This window comes from Vibrio sp. Y176 (genome assembly GCF_033438945.1).
In genome coordinates this window covers 217070-241581 of sequence record NZ_JAWOQS010000006.1, presented here as the reverse complement: position 1 = coordinate 241581, position 24512 = coordinate 217070, and the positions used below count along the sequence as shown (strand labels likewise).

The window sequence follows — 24512 nt, the reverse complement described above, 5'->3', positions numbered from 1 at the left end:
CTACGCCGCACTGAGCGAGTAAAGGTTATGTTCTGGTTTGCCAGCAAACATAATTGCGCCTTCAATCGCGTCAAACTGTGGCTCAACAATCCATTGCTGAACTGGTGGTGAAAGCCAACGTACAATGCGTTCAGCTATGCTGCCCATTAAACAAATACGTGTTGCGCCGCGCTTGTTTAATGCCACGAGAAACATTTCTATATCCGCTGCGGTTTGCTTCAGCATTTCAATGGCCAGTGCATCGCCTTGTTCCGCATGTTGGAAAATAGCCGGAGAAAACTGCCCATAATCACGAGGAAGCGCCTGTTTTGACCACGCCACCACGTTGTCGACCTCATTTTCGAAATGCGTCATAACGTGTTGTGCTAGGGGCGTTTTTTCTCTGATGCCATCTTCAGCTAACAAAACTTGCTGAACTAGGCGTAGCCCCATCACTGCGCCGCCACCTTGATCCGAAATAGGGAACTCACGACCACCGACAACATGTTGCTCCAATCCGTTAAGGTAGATGCCACAAGAACCGGTTCCCGCAATCATGATTGCGCCATCTTCGCCATTGTGCGCACCAACGCACGCACCGTAAGCATCGGTATTCAGAGTCATACTGGCAAATGGATGAGGAAGAGACATGAAGGCTTGCCAAGATGCTTTGTGCTCTGCGCCAGCAAGGGCTAAGCCGACGTGCATCGACGCGAAATCTTGTTGTGTCAGACCGCCTTGCTCGGTAGCCGAAGTGATGGATTCAAGAATCGAAGCCATTGCTATTTCAGCACCTAGCATGATGTTGGCACTGCCGCTTTTGGCCTCGCCAAGAAAATTACCTTGTGAATCTTTAATCCTGGCTCGACATGACGTGCCGCCACCATCGATACCGACAAAATACATTCCCATGATTATTCTTCCTTCATATTTTTAGAGGTCGCCAACTGAGAAACATGCTGAGCTTGACTCATTATCGCGAGTAAGTACCAAGCGCCATGCGGGATCCATTGTTCGCCCCAGCGCCAGTTTTGTAACACGTCTTCTTTTTGTGCTGGTGGGTTAAATGCAATGTCTTCCTCGTCTTCAAAGCCGCCAGTGATTCCGTTACACACGCCACCTTTTGCGTTGAAGAAACCATATTGAGGGAGGTAATCAGGGTTGTTACGACCATGGCCATCTAGCATGCACATGTCGTATGGGTTTAAGCCTACAACCCAGTTCAATGCATCTTGAGCAAACACAGAAAGTTGTTGCTGTACTTCTTGCGACGCTATATGCGGTTGAGCAAGGTACGCCATGGTCGCGAGTGAGCCCAGTCGAGCATTCTCGCCTTGCCACCAATAGCCAGATTCATTGTTTTGTGCGACAAAAAATGCCTCGCGTTTTGACTCATTTACGCCTTTAACATATTGGCGAGGGTAACCGAATGGGTTGATCACTTTATTCGATATTGTGATCTCAAACTCACACGCTAGGTTGACGATACGTTTTACCGATTCCGCTCGTGCTGAGTCGTCTTCAATTAATAGATATTCGCATAGGGCAATAACTGGTAGGCCAGCTTCGGCTGCGTGAAAATATGGACGGCTGCCGTCTTGGTTTGCTGACCAAAAGTGTTGAATCTGTTCGTCGCTCATTTGGCGTGCAACTAAACGTTGCGCCCAGAAACGGCTCTCTTCCAAGTAGCGAGTTTCTTTGGTTGCTTTAAACAGTTCTACACAAGCCAGTAGCGCACAGTATTCGTCGATAATGTTTTCTTCCCCATCATTGAGGTACTGCGTATTGTGCTCTTTTAAGTGCCAGTAACCATTTTCGGCAGCGTTGCGGTATTTTTGTTGATCGTATTCACCGTGAACACTTAAACGCGACGCTGCCGCTAGCGCTGCAATGGCGACACCGCCACCTTGTCGAAAGCCTGCTTGATAGTCGTCAAATTTGTGACCAAGTTGAGTTTCGTACGCGCAAATCTCGCGTTGCGCAGTATCTTTGCTCCACTTGTCAAAGACCGTCATGTAGAAAAAGCCTTTTTCGTTTTGCATACGCACAAGAAAGTCTGCACCGAACAGGGCTTCTTCAATCAGACGTGTACGTGTGAAAGCTGCAATGTCTTCGCTTCCTTCAAGCAATGAAACCCCTTTTAGGATGTTCCAAACCACCATTGGGGTTTGTTGAGGATTCAAATAATTCGCGTATGAAAGGTGACTTAAATACTTGCTAACGTCTCCTGATGCGTCGTACCAGCCGCCGTGTACATCAACCTTTTTATTGGAGTTTAGTACTGGAAGTTGTCGATCTTGTTGATCGAAGATCCCGCCGCAACGTTGCGATTTGAAGTAGTGGATCACATCTGACAAAGTTTGATCCAACAGAATGTGTTCGCCAACGATGAAAGAGGAAGAGCGCGTATCTTCTACTTGCAAGAAATAGTCACCTGACGTTGTGAAAGAGGAAAAGTCGATGAGGTAGAAATAGCCCTGATGCCAGTTCGCCACTTTACCTTGTTCTTCAACCGCAAAAGTTGCCACGGTTTGCTCGCTAGTGGCACAAATCAATTGAGCAGTGTAAGAAGACAAGTGTGGTTGTTCGGTCTGGATAATGGCTTTCTTTGGGCCCAGACGTTCATAACCAATGTGGTTAGTCAGTAGCAGCATTCAATGTCTCCGGGAAACGATAAAAACAGGAATGGGCCAGGCTGAACCTGACCCTCGTTATGATTAATCTTCAAATAAGTAACAGCGGACAAAGTGGTTGTCGGACAGTTGAGTGACGCCCGGTAGTCGTTCGCGACATTTGTCGGTAGCGTGTACACAACGTCCAGCAAATGGACAGCCGACAGATTCTGGTGTCCAAAGTGGGATTTCCCCTTTGTTGCCTTTCAGTTTCTCGTGAATAGACTTCGATGGATCTGGAACCGCAGATACCAACAGTTGCGTATATGGGTGTTGAGGATCGTGAATGATTTCTTCAGTATCGCCCCATTCAACCATGTGACCTACGTACATGACCGCGAGATCTTCAGCAATGTAACGCGCTGTTGCGATGTCGTGAGTGATGTAAAGCAGAGACATTTGTTTCTCGAACTTCATCTCTTCCATCAAGTTCAGAACACCGGCACGGATTGATACATCGAGCATCGATGTTGGCTCATCCGCCAATACCACTTCTGCACCAACTGCGATGTTACGAGCTAGGTTTACACGTTGACGCTGACCGCCAGATAGCTGGTGCGGGAACTTTTGCGCCGTTTCTTTTGGTGGAATAAGACCAACTTGTTCAAGTAGGTCGTACACACGCTCTTCCAGTTCTTTCTTGTTGCCCGGTGCTACTTTCTTATGAATCAGCAGCGGGCGCGCAATATGGTGGAAGATATTGTGCGTTGGGTTTAGCGAGCCAAACGGGTCTTGCCACACCATTTGTACACCTTCACGGTAGGTCATTAAATCGTGACGAGAGGTGATGTCTTGGATATCACGACCTTTGTATTCAATGATGCCATCGGTTGGTGCGTACATTTTTGCAATCATTTTTGCAGTAGTAGACTTACCTGAACCAGATTCACCTACCACTGACAAGCCGCGGCTCTTGTACATTTTGAAAGAGACGTCGTTGATTGCGCGCATCTTAGATTGTTTGATTGAGTTACTGTTTAAAGGGAAGTCCTTAACGACATTTTTACCCTCAATCAGCAGTTCGCCGAATTGTTTGCTCATAATTCTCTCCAGTGTAATTTTTGTTCTTAGCTAGCGTTTTTTTGTTGTTAAACCTTAGCTTGAGCAATGGTGTCGCCGTACAAATGGCAATTTGAGAGGCGACCTGGTTCAATTTGACGTAATTGGGTTGGTACACGTGTACATGCTTCATGTACGCGATCGCAACGAGCTTGGAAGCGGCAGCCCCGTGGTACTTCTAGCAAGTTCAACGGGTTACCTGGAATACCAGTCAATTTGGTCTTTGGTCCAGTTAGTGGAGGGAAAGAGCTACCCAAACCTTTGGTGTAAGGGTGGTAAGGACTTTCCAGAATTTGCTTAGAAGGCGCGACTTCAATCAACTCACCTGAGTACATGATGCCGATACGATCCGAGAACTCGACCATCAATGACAAGTCATGTGTGATGAACAGAATTGAGAAACCAAACTCTTCTTTAAGCGCGTAAATTTTTTGTAGAATTTCACGTTGAACCACTACATCCAATGCGGTAGTCGGTTCGTCCATGATGATCATTTTTGGGTTCAGAGCCAAAGCGATTGCGATTACTAGACGTTGACGCATACCACCAGAGAACTGGTGCGGGTAATCACTCAATCGGCTAGGGTGGATATCAACGATTTCCAGCAGACCTTCAGCGCGTGTTTTTGCTTGAGCGCGAGTCATATTAGTATGACGCATGATGACGTCACAGAACTGCTCTTCCATGGTTAGAACAGGGTTCAAAGCGTTCATCGCACTCTGGAATACCATCGACATTTCACTCCAGCGGAACGCTTGCATGCGATCATCGCTGTACTGAAGGATATCTTCACCGTTGAAGATAACCTCACCACCTGTGATAAACGCTGGTGGCTTATGAAGGCGCATTAGTGAGAAGGCAACAGTGGACTTACCACAGCCAGATTCACCAGCCAGACCGAATACTTCACCTGGTGCAATGTCGAAGCTCACGTTGTTACAGGCGCGGACATCGCCCGCGTCTGTGATGTAGTCTACGCATAGGTTACGGATGGAAATTAGTGGTGCAGTCATGATTATTTATCTCCGCTCCATAGTGCATTTTGTGGTGCCAGTTCAGGCTCACGCTCTTTCTTGTCTTTTGCTGCTAGTTTTTTCCAGCGTTTCATGCCTTTGTGAGAACGAAGTTGAGGGTTCGCAATTTCGTCAACGGCAAAGTTCAACAGAGCAAGACCAGTAACCAGTAGTGTTAGGGCAATACAAGGTGCTAGTACTTCCCACCATGCGCCAATCAGCATGGCTGATGAGGTTTGCACGTTGTAAAGCATGATGCCCCAACTGATCGTGTTGGCATCACCCAAACCTAGGAACGAAATGACCGCTTCAGTGTTGATCGCCAGCATTACTGAGCCAATGAAGCTCGCACCGACAATTGGGATAAGGTTTGGTAAAATCTCAACAAAGATGATGCGGAATGAAGACTCTCCCAATACTTCGGCAGCTTTAACGAACTCTTTCTCGCGTAGTGCCATAGTTTGAGAGCGGACAACACGTGCACCCCATGCCCAAGAAGTACCAGCGATAATCAAGGCAATGGTGAGTGGGCCTGCTTCACCGATAAAGGCCGCCAACACGAATAGCAATGGATACTGCGGAATTACTAACATGATGTTCATCGCGGCACTCAATACGTCATCCACTTTACCGCCGAAGTAACCTGCCGATATACCAATGACTGTTGCTAAGAAACACACGATGATGCCAGCACCAAAGCCTACACCCAGTGATACTCGTGCACCGTAAGCCACCTGCGACCAGATATCGCGACCCATTCGGCTAGTACCTAATACGTGGTCGGCCTTTTTAGACATAAGCAGTGTACGACGATCGTCTGCTAGGTTTTTAGCGACCCAACCATCAGGGTTGTTTTGTGCCTGTTTTACAACAAAGCTTGGGTATTCGTGTGGGTTACCGGTTCGCTTGTCTGGCGCATGCTTTGTAAGTAAAGGAGCGGCAATCGCAACGAACACGAACAGCGTAACAATGCCAAGACCAATGCGAGCAAATGCGTTACCTAAAATAAGTTTGAATAGTTCTTTCATGATTATTTGCCTCCCGTACGTAGGCGAGGGTCTAGAATCATGTACAGCATGTCAGCCATTAAGTTGAAGCACAGCATGAACATCGTCATGATAATTAACTGACCTTGAAGTACTTGGTAGTCACGAGCGTGAATTGCGTTAAGTAGAACAGTACCTAGGCCTGGGTAGTTGAAAATCATCTCGATGATTAATTGACCTCCAATGGCCATACCTAAAGACATAGACAGTGCGGTAACACTTGGAAGTAGTGCGTTACGTGCGGCGTAATTAAAGACGACGCGGTTTTCACTCAGCCCTTTACCTTTAGCCATCGTGATATAGTCTTCGGCGAGAAGGTTGATCATGTTGTTACGCATGTTAACTAGGAAGCCACCAATTTGAACGATGGTTGCACAGAATAGAGGTAGTACAGCGTGGTAACCCACGTTCTTGATGAACTCCCAGCTTGTCCAATCAGGAATAGTACCTGGCGTGTAAGCATAGCCAGATGGGAACCATTTCAGGCCAATCGCAAAGGTAAACAGCGCTAACATTGCGATAACCATTTGTGGAATAGCTTGAATGATCAATGTGCCAGGCGTTACGAATGCATCGTACTTACTACCGCGCTTCCAGGCGGCAAAAATACCAAGGACAGAAGCGATGGAGAAAGAAAGTACAACCGCAGTACCAGCTAGAAATAGTGACCAGCCAAATGCACTACCTAGTAAAGAATTAACTGAAAGTGGGTAGAACTGGATTGAGGTGCCCAATTCCCAACTTAGAATGTTTTTAATGTACGAGAAGTACTGAATGTAAATTGGCCCATCAACGAAACCGAGCAGTTCTTTCATTGCTGCGATTCGTTCTGGAGTCACCTGTACTGAAGCATTAGCAAACATCATGGTAACTGGGTCACCAGGCATTGCTCGCGGAATAATAAAGTTTAACGTCGCTGCAACTAAGAGCGCGACAAGATAGAACGACAAACGTCTTAAAAAATAACCCATAACTCACACCTTACTCACCCAGATTTTTTCCCTGTTTCTGGTTTCAGGTCGCTCCTAGCGAAATTTAGAGCGAAAAATCCCCTGACGACGAGCGCCACATATTGGTTTCGTTAACAAGGGATTTTTATAGGCGGCACACGGGATGTATGCCGCTTTAAATGAACTTCTACTTATTTAACTGGTTTTAGGTCCAGTACGTGAAGTAGACGCTCTGGGATACCTGCCCAAATGTTTGGACGGCCCTTAGGGTTTTCTTCGTTCCACCAACCAGTGAAGCGAGTTGTGTTGTATTGGTACATGTACGCGCCAGATAGCACAGGAATAGTTACTTGGTCCTGAGCAATGATCTTCTGAATGCCATGAGCGATCTCTAGCTGTTCTTGCTTATCTGCTGTCTTGTAGAAGCTGTTAAGAAGACCGTCTAGCTTATCGTTCTTGTAGAAGTGCATTGCAAAGCGAGGCATGCCGTCACCAGCTTGTAGCTTCGAGTTGTAGCCACTATCCCAGTACAAGTGTGGATCTGCACCGTGGAAGTAGTTGGTGTAAGCAACGTCGTAAGTACCTTCTAGCATTGCTTGGTTGTATACCGAGAAGTCCGGTGTACGAGCACGAGCTTTAATGCCCACTTCTGCTAGTTGCTCAACGGCTAGTTGTACTGTGTTGTTGAAGTCAGTCCAACCGTTTGGTGATTGAATTAGGAGCTCGAAAGACTTGCCAGATGGTGTATCCACAAAGCCATCTTTGTTTACATCTTTGAAGCCAGCTTTAGCTAGAAGCTTTTTCGCACCTTCCGCGTTGTATGTGTTGTAGCCTTTGTACTTGTTGTGCGTCTCTTCATCAGACCAAGCTTCGAATGCGTAGCCAAGGCCAGATGCGAAGTCGTTCACTGTACCGCCGCCGTAGAAAGCGATATCAATGATAGTTTGACGGTCTAGCGCCATAGAGAACGCACGACGGAAGTCAACGTTAGTTAGTGCTTCGTTTTTCGCAGCGTCTGGGTTTTTGAAGTTCACTACAAATGCTTGAGTACCCGCTGGTGGGTACCAGTAGTGGTGATTCGGACTTGCTGCAGCGTACGTACGGTCGATGTCTGGTACGAATGAAGACGTCCAGTCCATTTCGCCGTTAACGATTTTGCCCAAGAATTGGTCGTTGTTCGCGATTTGCGGCACACGCAGACAGTCTACATCTAGGTTGTCTGCATCCCAATAATTCGGGTTCTCACACTGGATATATAGCTGCGGTGTGAAAGTGTCGATTTCGGTAAATGGACCACTGCCTACTGGATTTTCGTTTGTGAATGTTGCTGGATCTTTTACTTTGCTCCATACGTGCTTAGGTACGACGGGTACTTTCGCAATTTCGTAAGGAACGTTTGAGTTTGCTTCGCTTAGACGGAATTTAACTTGGTAGTCGTTAACTTTTTCTACGCCAGTCACCCAAGAGTTGATACCAGATTGGTCTAGCTCTGGCTTCTCTTTAACTAGGTTGAAAGAGTAAACAACATCATCAGCGGTAAACGCTTTGCCATCAGACCATTTTACGCCCTTACGGATATCGAAGGTTACGCTCATCAGGTCATCAGCCATGGTAAAGTTTTCTGCTAGACGAAATACAGGCGTGTTACCGTGCATTTCGTTAAAAACAACGAGCGGCTCGTAAATAAAGTCGGTTGTTGTGTGCAGGTTAGTTGCACCCAAGAAAGGGTTAAAGTTACGAACGAAAGTTGTAAACTCTTTAGGGTGGATAGTCAGTTCACTGCGTTCAGCCGCAGTAGCTACCGATGCAAAACCTGTAGTAGCCGTTGCAATAATTGCTGTTGCTAGTGCTGTTTTTTTAATATTGGCAAGCATAGCTGTTCCTTACTATTTGCTTTCATTTCACTAAATGGAATTGAATGTCATCAATTGATAAACACTCTCTAAGACCTACCTCTTGTACATGCCTTACTCATTACAACATTGAGTTTCGCCAAGAGTGGCCTGTAGGCCTTAGGCAGGAGTAAGAAAACACCTTATCCATAAAATAATCAAACTTGATTCCCGTTAAAAACGTTAAAATCTCTGAGCTCTCCGTTATAAACGTTATTTTGGCTAATTTTAACCAGTAGAGGGACAAAAAATAAACGTTGATATGCGTCGCAGTTTATATCCTTGTTAATAATGAGTGTTGGTGATTACTAACCTGGTGATCCATTTAAAATATACGTTTCTTGCTTGGTTTCTAGGTTCGGAGATCTCGCTCACATGCAGAAATGGTGTTAATTAATCAGCTAAAAATTAATCTGCCGTTCTGTTGTGATTAAGTTCGCAATCTCTATCAATAGTTCGTCAAAATCCGCTTGTTATCTGAAAAGTGGCCTTTTTTATCGACAGTTTTCTTCCGTTTGTCGTCCTTTTTTTATTGTATGAATGAAGTTTTTTGGTTGCTCGAACTTACCTAATTAAGGCCAGTTAAATGGATAAGATCGTACGTTTGAAGACCAACAATAGATAGCGATGTCTAACCGAATGTTCGTTATTGGAAATATGTTAATGGGGTAGGAAGAGGCGGTCTCTTTTATCTCTAGGAAGGGAATACTTGAATAACAAAAAAGCCCAGCATGCACGCTGGGCTAGTTTTTTTGATAAATATTAGCTGGTCAATAGTCGCTGTAGTTTATCTCGTTGTGCTTCTATGTATGCTCTCTCGGGGCTCTGTTCTTTGCAGTGTTCGAGAATGAACTCTATCGAGCTTAGCACCGTTCTCCAACGTGGTGTTTTGGGTAATGTTTCTATACGCATGTATTTATCTAAAGTGCGTGTTTGCAAAGTACTACGGTCTAGATAAACGCGCCACAAGCCACTTTGCTCTGCAAATGCGAACTTACTTTCACCCGTTACAGATTCCCAATACTCTAAAGCATGTGTCATTGCGTCTACTAGAACTTCTCGCATAAGTTCTTGCTTGTCTTTTTTATTACCGAGCGCTTTGTCTGCAAGGCGCGTAAATTCTCCGCCAAGCTCTTTTAGCTTTTGTAATTGGTCTTTGTCACCATCAAATGCATAACTTGAAAGCACTTCTACGGCGGTTTCTAGATTATGTATGCGAGCGGCACTGGCTCCACCGCCGACATTAAAGATGTACATGATATCTAACCCTGAACCTTCAGGGAGCTTAAGAATGTCTGCTTCGATGTTCTGACGAATATCTTCAATATAGATATCAATCTTGCCACAGTAATGAGGTTGTTTGACGGTTAGATATTTAGGGGCAATCAGCTCATCAGCAGATGAGCGCTTTAGCTGTTCTAAGCTACGCTTGAATAGCTTACAAGCAGCTTCGTTAGCAAAGCGAATACGCTTGTCTTCACGTAGACAGATGATTGCTTCAGGAGCCGATTCTAGCTGTTCCAACAAACGACCTTGAGTCTCAAGTAAGCTTGCTTCAACGACTGCTCGCTGTCTAAGTTCAGACTCTAGCACTTTGTTTTCCATATGGCGCATTTCTGCTTTGCTTGCCGTTAAATGCGCTTGGATACGTGCCGCCAACTCTTGTTTATTAAATGGTTTCGATAAATAGTCGTTGGCTCCTGCTTCAAAACCTCTTACACGATCTTCTGTTTGACTGAGTGCGGTGAGCATAATGATTGGCAATTCGGCATGATCATAGGCTTCACGTAGTTCACTACAAACTTGGTAGCCGCTCATGCCTGGCATCATGATATCCAATAACAGAAGTTCCGGCTTCTCTTGCTCGACGAGCGCTAACGTTTCTGGCCCATCGGAGACGGTACGCACACGATAGCCCTCTAAACGTAAAAAGCTTTCAAGCACGCGTAAGTTTACTGGTTCATCGTCAGCAACATACAGTAACGGGCCGTCTGGGTTCTCTGGAAGTGATAAGTCTTCACTGTTCTCTACATTAACTTCAGGGATTTGGAAGTGTCCGTGCGCAGCTAGAGTCTGGGTTGCTTGGATTTCTTCTTCACTGGCGAGCGGTAAAGTGAAACTGAAGGTAGTTCCGACCATTGGTTGGCTACTGACGTATAACGAGCCTCCCATTAATTCGATCAATTGACGGCTAATGGAGAGCCCAAGTCCTGCACCTTGACGATAACGGCTCGCGTCTTGCCCTGCTTGGATAAGTGGTTCAAAAATATGTTCAAGTTGTTCTGCGGGAATTCCTTGTCCAGTATCCACGACTTGTACGCGTACATGATCATCTACCACATTAGCGGAGATAACAATTTTACCTTCTGAGGTGTATTTAATCGCATTGCCAATCAGGTTATATAGCACTTGTTCAAGGCGTTGCGGGTCAGCTGACACTGCTTTTAAATCCGCTGGGACTTGGTTGATGATGCGGATGGTTTTACTTCCAAGTAAATGGCTAGAAAGCTCTAAAACCAATCGTGTTGCACTGCCCAAACTCACTGCTGATTTCTGGATATCCATGCTTCCATAACGCATTTTATGATAATCCAACAAGTCATCGACTAGATTAGCGAGACGCTGACCACTTTTAATGATGATATCAAGCTGATATTTCTGGCTAGCGGGGATCGCGCCATTGGCGCCGGACGCTAAGGTTTCAGCAATCCCGACCATGCCGTGTAACGGTGTACGAAGTTCATGAGAAGTCGTGGCTAAGAACTCATCTTTTAATTTATCGGCCAATTGCAGTTCTTCATTCTGTTTCTGAATGATCTGTATGTTGCTTTCTAGTTCTTCATTTTGCTTCTTAATGGTTTGAATCTTCTCTCGAATAGAGCGTTGCATTCGTTCAAAGCTTAACGCAAGCCGACCAATTTCATCTTTACGAACCGTATTAAAAGACGTGTCATCAAGATCCCCTGCAGAGACCTTTTCGGCAACCCAAGTCAATTTCAGCAACGGAGAAGTGATAAAGTTTGATAAATAGTGAGAAGCGATCACCACAAGGATAATGGCGATCAACATAGCGATAACGAATAGTTTTTCGAGTTGATGTATACGAGCGAAAGCTTCGTTTTCTGGTAACTGTACGACGAGCGCCCAAATCACACCACGAGTTTCAATCGGTGCATAAGCCGCGATGATCTCTTCACCTAAACCGTTTGTGTAAGTGCCGACACCAAATGCACCAGAGAGTGCTTTATCGATCACTTCTAAACTGTTCTTAATGTCGTCTTGTTTCGTGTTAATTGTGCGAGGTTGGTGATCATTTCCAACCAGCAAGGTGTTAATTGATGACTCTCGGTTGGCGTCTGCGGCTAACTTAGTGATGCCATTATTTGGCAAGCGGAACATGGCATAGCTGTGTAGATAACCTTGCTGAACAATTGGTGCACCTAGCCAAGCGACTGATTTCCCCCCTTCCAGCTCGAAGTCAGACACAATCACAGGAGTGTAGTCTTCGTTTACTTTTCGACGTTCAGTCACATCATCGGCGAGACGCTTGAAAGTTTTGCCAAGTGCCGAGTCTTTGTAGGGGCCTGATAACAAGTTCGTTCCGTAGTTATCGTCTTTGTTGATCGAGTAGGTGACGTTACCATTGATGTCTACCAGCAAAATGTCATTAAAATCAGAGCGCTTGAGGAGCTCTAAGTAGGCCCAATGATAGCGTTTATGTAAAAGCCGGTAACGTTCACTTCCTACATAGTTGGATGACTCGGGTAACGTTGAGGTTTTGATTTGGTCTCCGCTGCCCTCGATGTAGCGCTGTTGGGCGTTTTTACGAGACTCTTCAATATCATTGCCTAAACGACTAAAAGCATTGACGAGACCGTAGAATCGGCCACCACTGGCGTAAGCCAACTCTGAGCGCACAAAGCCCATGACTTCGGTTTCTCGTGCCTCAAAGTAGTCGATGATTTGCTGCTGTTTTGTATCTCGAACAGACAGTAAGTGCGAGGTGCTTTGTTCTTGCAGATCTTTACTGTGGGACTGCAAGAAAAAGATCGCAGTAATGGTAAGAGGTGTGATACTGAGCACCAGAAATGCGGTCATCAGTGTACTCTGAAGGCGCTTAAATTTCTGTTTTTTGTAGAATTTAAACATGGATAAGATTACAACTCATAATGGGCAGTTCTAAAACATACTTCGCTGCCGAGGTTCTCGTTAAAAACGGATAAGATGTTCAACTAGATAGAATTAACAAAATTAACGAGTTTTTTTTCTTTGACAAGAAAGTTAGTTGTAAAGCGTGCAGGGTGACGCAGTTTTTCTTATGAGTGTTGAATTTATGAGAAAAAATCGCGCAGGTTTGTGCCTGCGCGGGGGGAAGTTATGATTTTTTCGCGTAGTAGATAGAAAATTTATTGGTCTTATTTAGCGTCTCGCAATTATTAAACGCCCGCTCGATAATTGGTGGGTATTTTAAGAAGCTATTCGCGACAATCACCATTTCGCCGTCTTTGGTTAGATATTGTGGTGCCTGACCCAACAAGGTTTCCGCTGCGTTATAATTTGTGTCTAGACCACTGTGGAATGGCGGGTTGCTGACGATAAAGCGGTAGTCTTTTGCGGTATCCGAGTATATATCTGATGCAAATACGCGTCCGGATAAACCATTCGCTTCTAATGTGGCTTGGCTAGAAGTGATCGCATAAGCATTAATGTCACACATCTCAATCGCGATCTCTGGATTCGCTTTCGCCATAAACGCACCGAGCACACCTGCACCACAACCAAAGTCGAGCACTTTGCCCGACAGCTTAGGTAAGGTTTCAAGCAGCAATCGGCTACCTAAGTCGAACTCGCCATGGCTGAATACGCCAGGTAGGCTCTTAACCGCTAGCGACTTCTCACCGAGTGTAACAGTGTAAGACTTAAACCAATCTGCTTGGTTGAAAGGTTTTGGTTCATTGAGGCAATTACCCCAGTAAAATGAGCAGCGACGAGCAGAGTCGTACTTGTTCACAGGGCCGTATTCTTGGAACATCTTCTCGATGCTCTTGATGCCGGAGCGGTTTTCACCAACGATGACGATTTCGGTGTTAATGCCCAGTTTCGCCATCAACATCGCCAGCAAGTATTCTGCTTCGGCTTTTGCTTTTGGCCAGTATAAAAGGACCATGTCTGCTTTTGTTTCAACATCAAACACAGAGCCAAAATGACTTTTCACTTTGTCAGAGGTTTGAATTTGGCGGTAGTAGCTATAGTTGGAAGTAAACACTTCAACAGACTCACAATGAGCCACTAACTCAAGAGGAAATAGGTCTTCAACTTCACCAGCGACTAAAACGTGTTTTCCATTGAAGTATTCAAGTTGGCGCTGAGCTATTTGGCTAGGAGCGATATAAGCAGACATAAATTTGGTTCATCAGAAATAATTTGGGGCAGATTTTCGCACAATCTGCCCCAAGCTTGAAGTGATTAAGCGGTGACTAGCTGTTGTCTTGTTGGTTAAGGAAGTCTTTGAATTCTTCCTCGTAGATATTAAACAGTACCATGGTCACGGCAAAAATAAGTGGGCCGTAGATAAGACCAATCAAACCAAACAGATGCAGACCACCCAGTAATGAGAAGAAAATCATAAGGGTATTCATGCCGGCGCTGCCTTGCATTAGCAACGGACGCAATAGGTTATCTATAGAGCCAACGACGACTACACTCCACACCGTCAAGAAGATAGCCCAAGTCATATCGCCTGTTAAGAACAAGTACGCTGCTGCAGGAATCCAGATTAGCGCGGTTCCTACCACTGGAATGAATGATGCAAAGCCCATCATCGTTCCCCAAAATAGCCCAGGGAAGCCAGCTAGCCACATACCGATGCCGCCAGCCAAACCTTGAGCAATCGCTGTCATGAATGAGCCCATCACGGCTGATTTAGAAACTTGCTCTATCTCTGTCAATATGCGGTCTTCTTGGCTACGTGAGAGTGGCAGGATATGACGAATCGCAGAGATAATTTTGTCGTGGTCACGAAGCAGAAAAAACAGCACAAACAGCATCAGGAAGAAGTTCATTAGGAAGTTGGTTGCGTCTCCTAAAATCTTTGCGCTGATAGCAACTAAGTTAGAGCCAAACGATGTAGCAAATTGACCAATTTTCTCAGCAATGGCTTTGGGCTCGATTTTATCAAAAGGTAAGTACTCATTAACAATCGCTAAGCCTTTGATAACGAAAGGATGTTGGAATATATCTTGGATGCCACCATTGGTAACCCAATTATATGTATTTTGTGAGAAAACAGAGCCTTGCTGAACAATGGCTGCAAACACAAATAAAAGCGGGATAACAATAATAAACGTCAAGACGACACATGACAGCAGTGCCGCCATATTGGGGTGCTTGGGAATTTTCTGCTCAAACCATTCGTGTATCGGAAACATGAGCAAAGAAATGATAAAAGCCATCACAATTGAATTGATATATGGCTCAACCAATAAGTAGCAAGCAAAAGCAGCGGCGAGTAAAGCAACCATTAGTACTCGGTGACTCGACGTTATTTTTACATTATTTGGCATGGTATTAGTCCAACTTACAGGTGACGTTTACGGTTTATGCCTTCAATGATGGCGTGTAACCTTTATTACTTTGCACTCTTAACTCTTTCAAGCTTATGACAATGCCGAATTAGAGCAGGGCGATGTACCTTGCTATAATGACTACAAATCAGTCGGTTATCAATCAAGAGATGAGCTATGGGTTGTTGCAACGGTGATAAAAAGTGTCAAACTGAGAAAAAAGCTAAGCGAATACCGTGGTTTGGCATTGTCGTTGGGGTATTAGCGATATTGGTTATTTTGAATTGGCAATAAAAAAGGACCGTTACGGTCCTTTTCTAAATGCGTTATCGCCGTTTTTAGCGATTATTTCGCTTCTTCTGCAAGAACAGCAAAACAGCGGTCAGCCGCTTCTAGTGTGGCATCAATCTCTTTTGAACCATGAGCGAGTGAAGTAAAGCTCGCTTCAAACGCAGATGGCGCAAGGTAGACACCGTGTTTTAGCATTAAGTGGAAGAAACGCTTGAAGCGTTCTACATCGCACTTCGTTACGTCTTCGTAGCAAGTTACTTTTTCTTGGTCAGTGAAGAAGAAGCCGAACATACCGCCCACTTGGTTAACAACTAGCGGAATACCGTGTTTTTCTGCTAGAGACTTAAAACCTTCAGCAAGTTGTTTCGTTTTAGAAGCTAGGCGCTTTTCGTTGCCTTCTTCTTTTAGAAGGTTCAAACATGCGTAGCCTGCTGCCATTGCGACAGGGTTACCGGAAAGGGTACCAGCTTGGTAAACAGGGCCTGTAGGTGCAACGTATTGCATCACTTCTTTACGGCCACCGAAAGCACCTACTGGCATACCGCCACCAATCACTTTACCCAGTGTCGTTAGGTCGGGTTTGATGTTGTAGTGTGCTTGCGCGCCGCCTAGAGCAACACGGAAGCCTGTCATTACTTCATCAAAAATTAGTAGCGCGCCTTCTTGATCACAGATTTCACGTAGCCCTTCGTGGAAGCCTTCCACTGGTGGAATACAGTTCATGTTGCCTGCTACTGGCTCAACGATGATACAAGCAATTTCGCCTTTGTTAGCAGCAAATAGCTCGCGTACAGAATCTAGGTCGTTGAATGTTGCTGTTAGCGTGTGCTTAGCAAAATCTGCAGGAACGCCAGGAGAGCTTGGTTGGCCTAGAGTTAGTGCACCAGAACCTGCTTTTACTAGCAAGCTGTCAGCGTGGCCGTGGTAACAACCTTCAAATTTCATGATCTTGTCGCGACCGGTGAAGCCACGTGCAAGGCGAATCGCGCTCATAGTAGCTTCAGTACCAGAACTTACCATGCGGATTTGCTCCATTGATGGAACAAGCTCAGAAACTAATTCTGCCATCGCGATTTCAAGTTCTGTTGGCGCACCGAAGCTGAGACCGCGTTGCGCTGCATCAATTACTGCTTCGCGGATAACCGCGTGGTTGTGGCCAAGAATCATTGGACCCCAAGAGCCAACGTAATCAATATACGCTTTACCATCGGCATCAAAAATCAGTGGACCGTCTGCTCGTTCGATAAATAGCGGAGAACCGCCAACGCCGTTGAATGCACGAACTGGTGAATTGACACCGCCAGGGATGGTTTGCTGAGCTTTTTGATACAGCTCTGATGATTTGGTCATGGGGTTATCCTCTTTTGATTGCTCGGACCAAGTGGAGCGCATTGTACCTAGCTATAATCAAGTTAGAAACGTTTTGCTTAATTTATGTGTTGTTTCGCAGTGTAATCTTATATATCCGCATCGGATATAAAGAATCGGCGGCGAATACTTGAACGAGTTTGTCAGGTATTGGATAATCGTCTCAATTAGCACAAATTTGACGTCTTGCTTCAGGCTTGACGCATTACACGAGTGAGAGAGGTCTTCGTGAGCGAAGTAAACGTACCATTATCTTTTTCTGACGCAGCAGCATCTCGCGTTAAAGCATTGATTGCTGAAGAAGAAAACCCAGCATTGAAACTGCGCGTATACATTACTGGCGGCGGCTGCAGCGGCTTCCAATACGGCTTTACTTTTGATGAAAATGTAAACGAAGGCGATACGACAATCGTAAACAGTGGTGTAACACTGGTTGTAGACCCTATGAGTCTGCAATATCTCGTTGGCGGTATTGTTGACTACACAGAAGGGTTGGAAGGAGCGCGCTTCTTCGTAAATAATCCAAATGCAACGACAACATGTGGTTGTGGTGCATCGTTCAGTGTGTAATTAACACCTAACAGGCAGCTAATGGCTGCCTGTGCTTTATGTAGAAGGATGTCACGTAAAGCACACGCTCGCAGATATGCAGAGAAATAATAAAAAGGACTTTATATGTCTGGACTTTCTTTTGGACGCCGAATTGTCGAGCGCCCTTGGCTAGTATCTCTTATCCTCGTCTTACTTCTTGTTGCATGGCTAACCATCGGCCAACTCAAAGCACAAGATGATCATCCTAACTCTTCAACATCCACGAACACGACACCACTTGCAAAGGTGATGTTTGATACTTTTCTTGCCGAACCTACCAGTAAAACCATTGAATTGTATGGACGAACAGCGCCCAATCGTCAAGCGCGTCTTGGCGCCGAAGTTGCCGGTAAAATAGTCAGTCTTAACATAAAGAAAGGCCAAGCGGTCAAACAGGGACAAGTGATCGCAAACATCGATAAGCGCGACCTTGGCATTCAACTTAAACGGGCCCAGGCGATGCTGTTGGTTAAAGAGAAAGAGTTTAATGCAGCTAAATCGCTAAAAAGTCGTGGACTGCAAGGTGAGGTTGCATTTGCGACAGCGCAAGCAGCGTTGGTAGATGCACGTGCGAATTTGAGTAACGTGCAAACGGCTTTAAGAAATACTGAGGTTAAAGCGCCATTTGATGGCATCGTAGATCACCACTTTGTTGAGTTAGGTGATTTTGTCGGGATTGGCGATCCTATTGCGACGGTCATTGATTTGGATACTTTAGTGATTGAAGCCGATGTCAGTGAACGGCATATACAATACCTTAAGGAAGGCCTAGAAGCCGACGTAAGAACCATTAACCAACAGCATCATCAAGGTCGTGTGCGCTACATTGGACGTGTTTCTTCTGCTTCTACTAATACATTTCCAATTGAAATCGAAATTGATAATCAAGACGCAAGAATTCCTGCCGGTATGAGCGCAGAAGTACAGCTGCCTTTGAGTGAAGTGTTGGCAGTAAAGATTACGGCTGCCATGTTAGCACTAGATGAAGAAGGTAACTTAGGTGTCAAGACACTGCGTAATGAGTATGTTGAGTTTGTTCCAATTCAACTCGTTAAGGCCGAGGATGATGGTGTGTGGCTCTCTGGGTTAGGAGAGCGTGCAGACATTATCGTGCTGGGACAAGGTTTTGTGCGAGATGGTGATCAAGTACTGGCCAATAAAGTTGATGACGTAGTTGTTGAAGCGGCTAGTGAGCAGTAAGGAGCACTTATGTACACTCTGATTGATGCTGCGTTATCCCGCGCTCGCACCATGCTGACATTACTGGTGATGATCTTAATTGCCGGTGTCATTACTTACGTCACTATCCCCAAGGAATCGAGCCCAGATATTACCATTCCTATTATCTACGTTTCTGTTGGGCATCAAGGCATTTCTCCCGTCGATGCCGAACGTTTATTAGTTCGGCCAATAGAGCAAGAGTTGCGCTCTATTGAAGGCGTAAAAGAGATGACCTCTGTGGCATCAGAAGGTCATGCTTCGGTGACGCTGGAATTTAGTGTTGGAGTGGATCTTGATAAAGCGATGGCAGATGTGCGTGATGCGGTTGATCTTGCAAAGCCAAAATTACCAGAGGACAGTGATGAGCCAACGGTAAATGAAGTCACGTTTGCATCTGAAGAGCCTGTTTTGACTGTTGTTCTATATGGCACCGTACCAGAGCGGACCATTGTACAGATTGCCAGAACGCTACGTGATCGTTTGGAGAGTTTCCGTCAGGTTCTTGAAGTTGAAATCGCAGGGGATCGCGAAGACATCGTGGAAATAGTTGTCGATCCGCTATTGATGGAAAGCTACGGTCTCGATCAAGCGGATATCTATAATTTAATTGCCTTGAATAACCGAGTTGTGGCTGCGGGGTTTGTCGATACTGGGTATGGACGCTTTTCGGTAAAAGTCCCATCGGTTTTTGATTCACTGAAAGATGTGCTTGAACTACCGATCAAGGTGAATGGCAAAGAGGTGATCACTTTTGGCGATGTGGCGACAGTACGGCGTGCATTTCGCGATCCTGAAAGTTTTGCTCGTTTAGATGGCGAATCTGCCATCGTTTTGGACGTAAAAAAACGGGCAGGGGAAAACATCATTGAAACGGTTGAGCTGGTAAAAGAAGTACTGGCTCAGGGACAGAAGCGCGCCGAGTGGCCCGACAATTTGCAAGTTAAATACACTTGGGATCAATCCGACGATGTCAAATTGATGCTCAGTGATCTACAAAACAATATCTTATCCGCAATTATCCTCGTAGTTATCGTCATTATTGCCATATTGGGGGTTAGGACCGCGCTTCTCGTGGGGATTTCTATTCCAGGATCGTTCTTGACTGGGTTGTTGGTGTTATCGGTATTTGGGCTGACGGTCAATATCGTCGTACTGTTTGCTTTAATTATGGCAGTAGGCATGTTGGTGGATGGTGCCATTGTGGTGACAGAGTTTGCAGATCGGCGCATGCAAGAAGGAACGCCACGTAAAGAAGCCTATCGAGATGCAGCAAAGCGAATGGCCTGGCCTATTACCGCATCCACAGCAACCACATTGGCTGCGTTTGCTCCGTTACTTTTCTGGCCAGACATCACTGGTGAGTTCATGAAGTACTTACCACTTACTTTAATTGCTACTTTGGCCGCTTCGCTGATGATGGCTTTATTGTTCGTTCCTGTCATCGGTGGGATCATTGGCAAGCCTCAAGTCGTCAATCAGAAAGCTCAGCGAGAAATGGTGGAGCTGCATAACGGCAACTTTGAAAAAGCGACAGGCATTACCAAGCTTTATTTCCAGACTCTGTCTGTAGCGATTCGTCATCCATGGAAAGTCTTACTCAGCGCGATACTGCTAGCGGCAGGTGTCGGCTTCACTTACAACAAAGCTGGCTTGGGTGCAGAGTTTTTCCCTGAAGTGGACCCTGCCTTTTTTACCGTTAAAGTTCGTTCTTATGGTGACTTGTCTATTCACGAAAAAGATGTTGTTATGCGCGAAATCGAGAAGGTGATGCTCGGTCATGACGAGTTTGAAAGTGTCTACACGCGCACAGGATCGAGCGATAATGGGGACGAGATTGGCCAGATTCAAATAACGCCTGTGGATTGGCAGTATCGACGCAAAGTGAAAACCATTATTGAGGAACTAAAAGAGACGACAGACCGCTTTTATGGTGTTGAACTTGAGTATAAATTCCCGGACGCAGGACCGCCTGTCGAGCATGATCTCGTGATTGAAGTGTCATCACGAAATTTGAGTGTTAGTGCGTTAGATGAAGCAGCCAAAAAAGTACGACATTGGGCTGATGGTAATCCTGCACTGACCAACTTGAGTGATACCACTAATAAGGAAGGGATTGATTGGCAAATTGATATCCAGCGAGATGACGCCTCTCGCTTTGCAGCGGATGCTACTTTAGTCGGGAATACCGTCCAGTTTGTTACGAACGGCTTGAAAATAGGCGATTATTTGCCCGATGATGCGGATGAAGAAGTCGATATTTTGGTGCGCTATCCGCAAGATAAGCGCGACATAGGTCGATTTGATCAACTGAGAGTGAAAACGGCAGCTGGTCTGGTACCGATTACGAATTTTGCTCAAATCAAACCAGATCATAAGCAAGACACTATTCGTCGGGTCGACGGTCATCGAGTTATCAATATTAAAGCGGATATGGTGGAAGGTTACAATTTGGCGCTTGAGTTACCTAAGATTGCCGCTGGAATGGAACAGCTCGACTTACCGGAAGGCATTGAATATAAGATTCGGGGTCAAAATGAAGAGCAGGAAAACTCATCAGCATTCTTGCAAAATGCTTTTATTGTCGCGCTTGGTGTGATGGCTTTGATTTTAATTACGCAGTTTAATAGCTTTTATCAAGCTTTCTTAATCCTTAGTGCAGTGCTGTTTTCTACCGTTGGTGTCTTTGCCGGGTTACTTATTTTCCAAAAGCCATTTGGCATCATTATGTCGGGAATTGGAGTGATTGCGTTGGCTGGTATCGTGGTAAACAACAATATTGTTTTAATCGATACTTATAATCAGATGCGTAAACGTGGCTTAGAAAAATCTGAGGCTATTTTGCGTACGGGTGTGCAGCGTTTAAGACCCGTTTTACTTACGACGGTGACCACCATATTAGGCTTATTGCCAATGGTGTTAGAAATGAACATCGACTTAGTTAATCAGAAAGTGGAGTTTGGCGCACCAAGCACTCAATGGTGGTCTCAGCTTGCGACCGCTGTCGCGGGTGGTTTGGCGTTTGCGACTTTGCTAACGTTAGTTCTGACACCGTGTTTGCTTATGCTCGGGAGAGAGCATCACTCCGAACAGTAAGCTTTATCGTGATGATATCGACAAAACAAAAAGGGCAGCGAAGCTGCCCTTTTCAATACCTTGCCTTACTTCATTGCTAACAGTTTGCTGTAGCGTTCAAGCTTGTCCATGCTAACTTTCGCGTTTGCCATGAAAGTTTGTCTCGCTTTTCCTGTTAGGGATTTAGATTGTGGCAAATTCACCGTGCGCGGGTTTTTATGGACACCATTCACAAGGAACTCATAGTGCAGGTGAGGGCCAGTTACACGGCCAGTTCCGCCAAGCGTACCGATGGTTTGGCCTTGCTTAACGCGTTGACCAGCTCGTACAGTACGTTTGGTTAAGTGCAGGTACTTGGTAATGTAAGTATTACTATGTTTAATGAAAACGTAGTTACCATTAAATTTGTTGTAAGACGATTTTTGAACGACACCATCACCAGCCGCCCAAATCGGGGTGCCCACTGGTGCTGCATAGTCCGTTCCTCTATGAGGACGAACGCGTCCCGTCACTGGATGTAAGCGGCGTGGGTTGAAGTTAGACGAAACTCGACGGAAATCCAACGGCGCGCGTAAGAATGCTTTTTTCATTGCACGCCCATTTTCGTCGTAATACTTGCCACTTTTCTGATCCAATATTGCGGTAAAGGTATCGCCTTGGTTTTTAAAGATCGCAGCAATGATTTTTCCACGGCCGATTACTTCACCTTCTACCACTTCCTCTTGGTAAAGTACTCGGAAGCTGTCGTTTTTACGAATATCTAAAGCAAAGTCGATGTCCCAACCAAATATGCCAGCCAGTTCCATGATTTGGTTACCATTTAATCCAGAAGATATTCCTGCGTTCCAAAAGTTTGATTTGATGGTGGCTTCAGCGTAGTTGTACTGGAAGTCGACTTCTTTCTTATCAACTTCAGAAACGTACTTGCCGTCTTTTAATGTGATACGAAAAGTCTCGAACGCGCTTAGTGTTCTTCTTAGCTGCACCAAGTCGTTATTTTCGTCAAAACCAAATTGCAATCGGTCACCAGGTCGAAGCCGAGTTAACTGTTTTTCCACTTCTTTGTCTGATGAGACCAGTTCATGTAATAGACGAGCAGAAAGCCCTACGCGACTAAACAAGATGGCAGCACTCTCGCCATTTTTTACTTTGTATGTTTCCCAGCGCAGCACGGCAGGAACCGCAGGCGATGAACTATTTAGTGCACTGAGTTCGAGGGAAACTGGCACAGGATAATGCTGACCAACTTTTAATCGGCTCTGCTGCGGGTCTAGGTCTTGCGGATCAGGTAAAAAGAAGAGCGCGAAGATAATCAACGCACTAAAAAAACCGATCAATACTTTGTGCAAGAGTGGAAGTCGGACAAAAATCGAATGCATGAGGTACTTGATTGCTAAATTAAACGGAAAAAGTGACAACTACCTAGTCTAACGTGTTTCAAAATGCATCGCTATTCAAGTAATATGTTCAGCTATTATATTTTTGCCAAATCTGTGGGAGTGAACAAGAATGGCGAGCATTGAAGCTGCACTAGCCGAGATTAAGCGCGGTGTTGAAGAGCTGATTCCAGAAGAAGAGCTAATCGCAAAACTAAAAGAAGACCGTCCTCTACGTATTAAATTGGGCGCTGATCCAACAGCACCTGACATTCACCTAGGCCATACGGTTATTTTCAATAAGCTTCGCTTGTTCCAAGAACTAGGTCATGAAGTGACGTTCCTAATCGGTGACTTCACTGCAATGGTTGGTGACCCAACAGGTAAAAACACAACTCGTCCACCGCTAAGTCGTGAAGACGTATTGCGTAACGCTGAAACGTACAAAGAGCAAGTGTTCAAAATTCTCGATCCTGCAAAGACTAAAATTCAGTTTAACTCTGAGTGGCTGTCTGAACTAGGCGCAGAAGGTATGATTCGCCTTGCGGCAAACCAAACCGTTGCTCGTATGCTAGAGCGTGACGACTTTAAAAAGCGTTACGCGGGTGGTCAGCCAATTGCTATTCATGAGTTCATGTACCCACTTCTACAAGGTTGGGACTCAGTAGCAATGGAAACGGATGTTGAATTAGGTGGTACAGACCAGAAGTTCAACCTTCTAATGGGTCGTGAACTACAAAAGTCTCACGGTCAAAAACCTCAGGTTGTACTGATGATGCCGCTTCTAGTGGGCCTTGATGGCGAGAAGAAGATGTCTAAGTCAGCAAACAACTACATTGGTATCAGCGAAGCGCCAAGCGAAATGTTTGGTAAAATCATGTCTATTTCTGATGACCTAATGTGGAGCTACTACGAGCTGCTCTCTTTCCGTCCTCTGGAAGAGATTGCTCAATTCAAAGCTGATGTAGAAGCGGGCAAAAACCCTCGTGACATCAAAGTATTGCTAGCAAAAGAAATTATTGCTCGTTTCCACAGTGAATCTGATGCCGATGCAGCAGAGCAAGAATTCGTAAACCGTTTTGCGAAGAACCAAATTCCTGATGAGATGCCAGAGTTTGACTTTGACGCAGGTCGCCCAGTGAGTAATCTGTTGAAAGAAGCAGGCTTATGTCCATCATCGTCAGATGCGATGCGCATGGTTAAGCAGGGCGCTGTGAAGATTGATGGTGAAAAAATTGCGGACAGCAAATTTGCTCCAGAAGCGGGTACTTACGTGTTCCAAGTCGGCAAACGTAAATTTGCTCGTATTACTATTCAGTAATTCATAATGACTGCAAATGAAAGCGTCCGAAGGGCGCTTTTTTTGTATGAAAATTTAGCAAAAACGGCAAAGTAAAACTTCCATACCTGATGAACTTT

16 protein-coding genes are annotated in these 24512 nt (G+C 45.3%); 4 read left to right on the top strand and 12 right to left on the bottom strand.

From position 1 onward, the window contains the following. The 11 genes from R7O13_RS16595 to hemL all read right to left on the bottom strand — a co-directional run bounded on the left by R7O13_RS16595 (nucleotide 1) and on the right by hemL (nucleotide 16815). On the bottom strand, nucleotides 1-891 hold the full coding sequence (locus R7O13_RS16595) for an N-acetylglucosamine kinase (protein WP_005380046.1): 891 nt from the start codon (nucleotides 889-891) through the stop codon (nucleotides 1-3). 2 nt (nucleotides 892-893) lie between these two features. Further along, nucleotides 894-2633: a glycoside hydrolase family 9 protein gene (locus R7O13_RS16590; RefSeq protein ID WP_238843853.1), complete on the bottom strand. Its 1740-nt coding sequence runs from the start codon at nucleotides 2631-2633 to the stop codon at nucleotides 894-896. A 63-nt stretch (nucleotides 2634-2696) separates the two neighbouring features. Further along, complete coding sequence (locus R7O13_RS16585; protein ID WP_005380041.1) at nucleotides 2697-3692, bottom strand: ABC transporter ATP-binding protein; 996 nt, start codon at nucleotides 3690-3692, stop codon at nucleotides 2697-2699. Between the two features lie 47 nt (nucleotides 3693-3739). Continuing rightward, nucleotides 3740-4723, bottom strand: coding sequence for an ABC transporter ATP-binding protein (locus R7O13_RS16580; protein ID WP_005380040.1), 984 nt, complete (start codon nucleotides 4721-4723; stop codon nucleotides 3740-3742). 2 nt (nucleotides 4724-4725) lie between these two features. Then, nucleotides 4726-5751, bottom strand: coding sequence for an ABC transporter permease (locus R7O13_RS16575; protein ID WP_047102642.1), 1026 nt, complete (start codon nucleotides 5749-5751; stop codon nucleotides 4726-4728). A 2-nt stretch (nucleotides 5752-5753) separates the two neighbouring features. Beyond that, nucleotides 5754-6740 (bottom strand): ABC transporter permease, encoded by a 987-nt coding sequence (locus R7O13_RS16570; protein ID WP_005380038.1) that lies wholly within the window; start codon nucleotides 6738-6740, stop codon nucleotides 5754-5756. A gap of 170 nt (nucleotides 6741-6910) precedes the next feature. Continuing rightward, a complete protein-coding gene (locus tag R7O13_RS16565) occupies nucleotides 6911-8593 on the bottom strand; it encodes an ABC transporter substrate-binding protein (RefSeq protein WP_005380037.1) in 1683 nt (560 codons plus the stop codon). A gap of 780 nt (nucleotides 8594-9373) precedes the next feature. Beyond that, nucleotides 9374-12760: a response regulator gene (locus tag R7O13_RS16560; RefSeq protein ID WP_213973262.1), complete on the bottom strand. Its 3387-nt coding sequence runs from the start codon at nucleotides 12758-12760 to the stop codon at nucleotides 9374-9376. Nucleotides 12761-12986: 226 nt separating this feature from the next. Further along, nucleotides 12987-14012, bottom strand: a complete 1026-nt coding sequence (gene rsmC / locus R7O13_RS16555; RefSeq protein WP_005386543.1) for a 16S rRNA (guanine(1207)-N(2))-methyltransferase RsmC — start codon at nucleotides 14010-14012, stop codon at nucleotides 12987-12989. A gap of 76 nt (nucleotides 14013-14088) precedes the next feature. Then, nucleotides 14089-15174 (bottom strand): AI-2E family transporter, encoded by a 1086-nt coding sequence (locus R7O13_RS16550; protein ID WP_005386541.1) that lies wholly within the window; start codon nucleotides 15172-15174, stop codon nucleotides 14089-14091. A gap of 345 nt (nucleotides 15175-15519) precedes the next feature. Next, nucleotides 15520-16815 carry a glutamate-1-semialdehyde 2,1-aminomutase gene (hemL, locus tag R7O13_RS16545; protein WP_005380032.1) on the bottom strand — a complete coding sequence of 432 codons (1296 nt, stop codon included), beginning with the start codon at nucleotides 16813-16815 and terminating at the stop codon, nucleotides 15520-15522. Between the two features lie 246 nt (nucleotides 16816-17061). Between hemL and erpA the strand changes: the two genes are divergently transcribed. The 3 genes from erpA (at nucleotide 17062) to vmeK (ending at nucleotide 21738) form a co-directional block, all read left to right on the top strand. After that, entirely contained in the window at nucleotides 17062-17403 is a 342-nt protein-coding gene (gene erpA, locus R7O13_RS16540; protein WP_005380031.1) for an iron-sulfur cluster insertion protein ErpA, read from the top strand. 105 nt (nucleotides 17404-17508) lie between these two features. Beyond that, nucleotides 17509-18624, top strand: a complete 1116-nt coding sequence (locus R7O13_RS16535; protein WP_005386537.1) for an efflux RND transporter periplasmic adaptor subunit — start codon at nucleotides 17509-17511, stop codon at nucleotides 18622-18624. Between the two features lie 9 nt (nucleotides 18625-18633). Next, nucleotides 18634-21738 carry a multidrug efflux RND transporter permease subunit VmeK gene (gene vmeK / locus R7O13_RS16530; protein ID WP_253657439.1) on the top strand — a complete coding sequence of 1035 codons (3105 nt, stop codon included), beginning with the start codon at nucleotides 18634-18636 and terminating at the stop codon, nucleotides 21736-21738. Between the two features lie 65 nt (nucleotides 21739-21803). On the opposite strand, the gene R7O13_RS16525 is transcribed toward vmeK, so the two are convergent. Next, on the bottom strand, nucleotides 21804-23096 hold the full coding sequence (locus R7O13_RS16525; RefSeq protein WP_033905576.1) for a peptidoglycan DD-metalloendopeptidase family protein: 1293 nt from the start codon (nucleotides 23094-23096) through the stop codon (nucleotides 21804-21806). A 130-nt stretch (nucleotides 23097-23226) separates the two neighbouring features. Here R7O13_RS16525 and tyrS point away from each other — a divergent pair, with 130 nt between their 5' ends. Continuing rightward, the gene (gene tyrS / locus R7O13_RS16520; RefSeq protein WP_005380061.1) at nucleotides 23227-24414 is read left to right on the top strand and encodes a tyrosine--tRNA ligase; all 1188 of its coding nucleotides are present in this window, start codon (nucleotides 23227-23229) and stop codon (nucleotides 24412-24414) included. Nucleotides 24415-24512 lie beyond the last annotated feature (98 nt).

What these genes read in the sequence shown, in the direction of transcription:
- rsmC (WP_005386543.1), bottom strand. Translation starts at nt 14,012, where the DNA reads ATGTCTGCTTATATCGCTCCTAGCCAAATAGCTCAGCGCCAACTTGAA.
- R7O13_RS16595 (WP_005380046.1), bottom strand. Translation starts at nt 891, where the DNA reads ATGGGAATGTATTTTGTCGGTATCGATGGTGGCGGCACGTCATGTCGA.
- R7O13_RS16525 (WP_033905576.1), bottom strand. Translation starts at nt 23,096, where the DNA reads ATGCATTCGATTTTTGTCCGACTTCCACTCTTGCACAAAGTATTGATC.
- R7O13_RS16580 (WP_005380040.1), bottom strand. Translation starts at nt 4,723, where the DNA reads ATGACTGCACCACTAATTTCCATCCGTAACCTATGCGTAGACTACATC.
- R7O13_RS16575 (WP_047102642.1), bottom strand. Translation starts at nt 5,751, where the DNA reads ATGAAAGAACTATTCAAACTTATTTTAGGTAACGCATTTGCTCGCATT.
- R7O13_RS16550 (WP_005386541.1), bottom strand. Translation starts at nt 15,174, where the DNA reads ATGCCAAATAATGTAAAAATAACGTCGAGTCACCGAGTACTAATGGTT.
- R7O13_RS16565 (WP_005380037.1), bottom strand. Translation starts at nt 8,593, where the DNA reads ATGCTTGCCAATATTAAAAAAACAGCACTAGCAACAGCAATTATTGCA.
- R7O13_RS16535 (WP_005386537.1), top strand. Translation starts at nt 17,509, where the DNA reads ATGTCTGGACTTTCTTTTGGACGCCGAATTGTCGAGCGCCCTTGGCTA.
- R7O13_RS16590 (WP_238843853.1), bottom strand. Translation starts at nt 2,633, where the DNA reads ATGCTGCTACTGACTAACCACATTGGTTATGAACGTCTGGGCCCAAAG.
- R7O13_RS16570 (WP_005380038.1), bottom strand. Translation starts at nt 6,740, where the DNA reads ATGGGTTATTTTTTAAGACGTTTGTCGTTCTATCTTGTCGCGCTCTTA.
- tyrS (WP_005380061.1), top strand. Translation starts at nt 23,227, where the DNA reads ATGGCGAGCATTGAAGCTGCACTAGCCGAGATTAAGCGCGGTGTTGAA.
- vmeK (WP_253657439.1), top strand. Translation starts at nt 18,634, where the DNA reads ATGTACACTCTGATTGATGCTGCGTTATCCCGCGCTCGCACCATGCTG.
- R7O13_RS16560 (WP_213973262.1), bottom strand. Translation starts at nt 12,760, where the DNA reads ATGTTTAAATTCTACAAAAAACAGAAATTTAAGCGCCTTCAGAGTACA.
- R7O13_RS16585 (WP_005380041.1), bottom strand. Translation starts at nt 3,692, where the DNA reads ATGAGCAAACAATTCGGCGAACTGCTGATTGAGGGTAAAAATGTCGTT.
- hemL (WP_005380032.1), bottom strand. Translation starts at nt 16,815, where the DNA reads ATGACCAAATCATCAGAGCTGTATCAAAAAGCTCAGCAAACCATCCCT.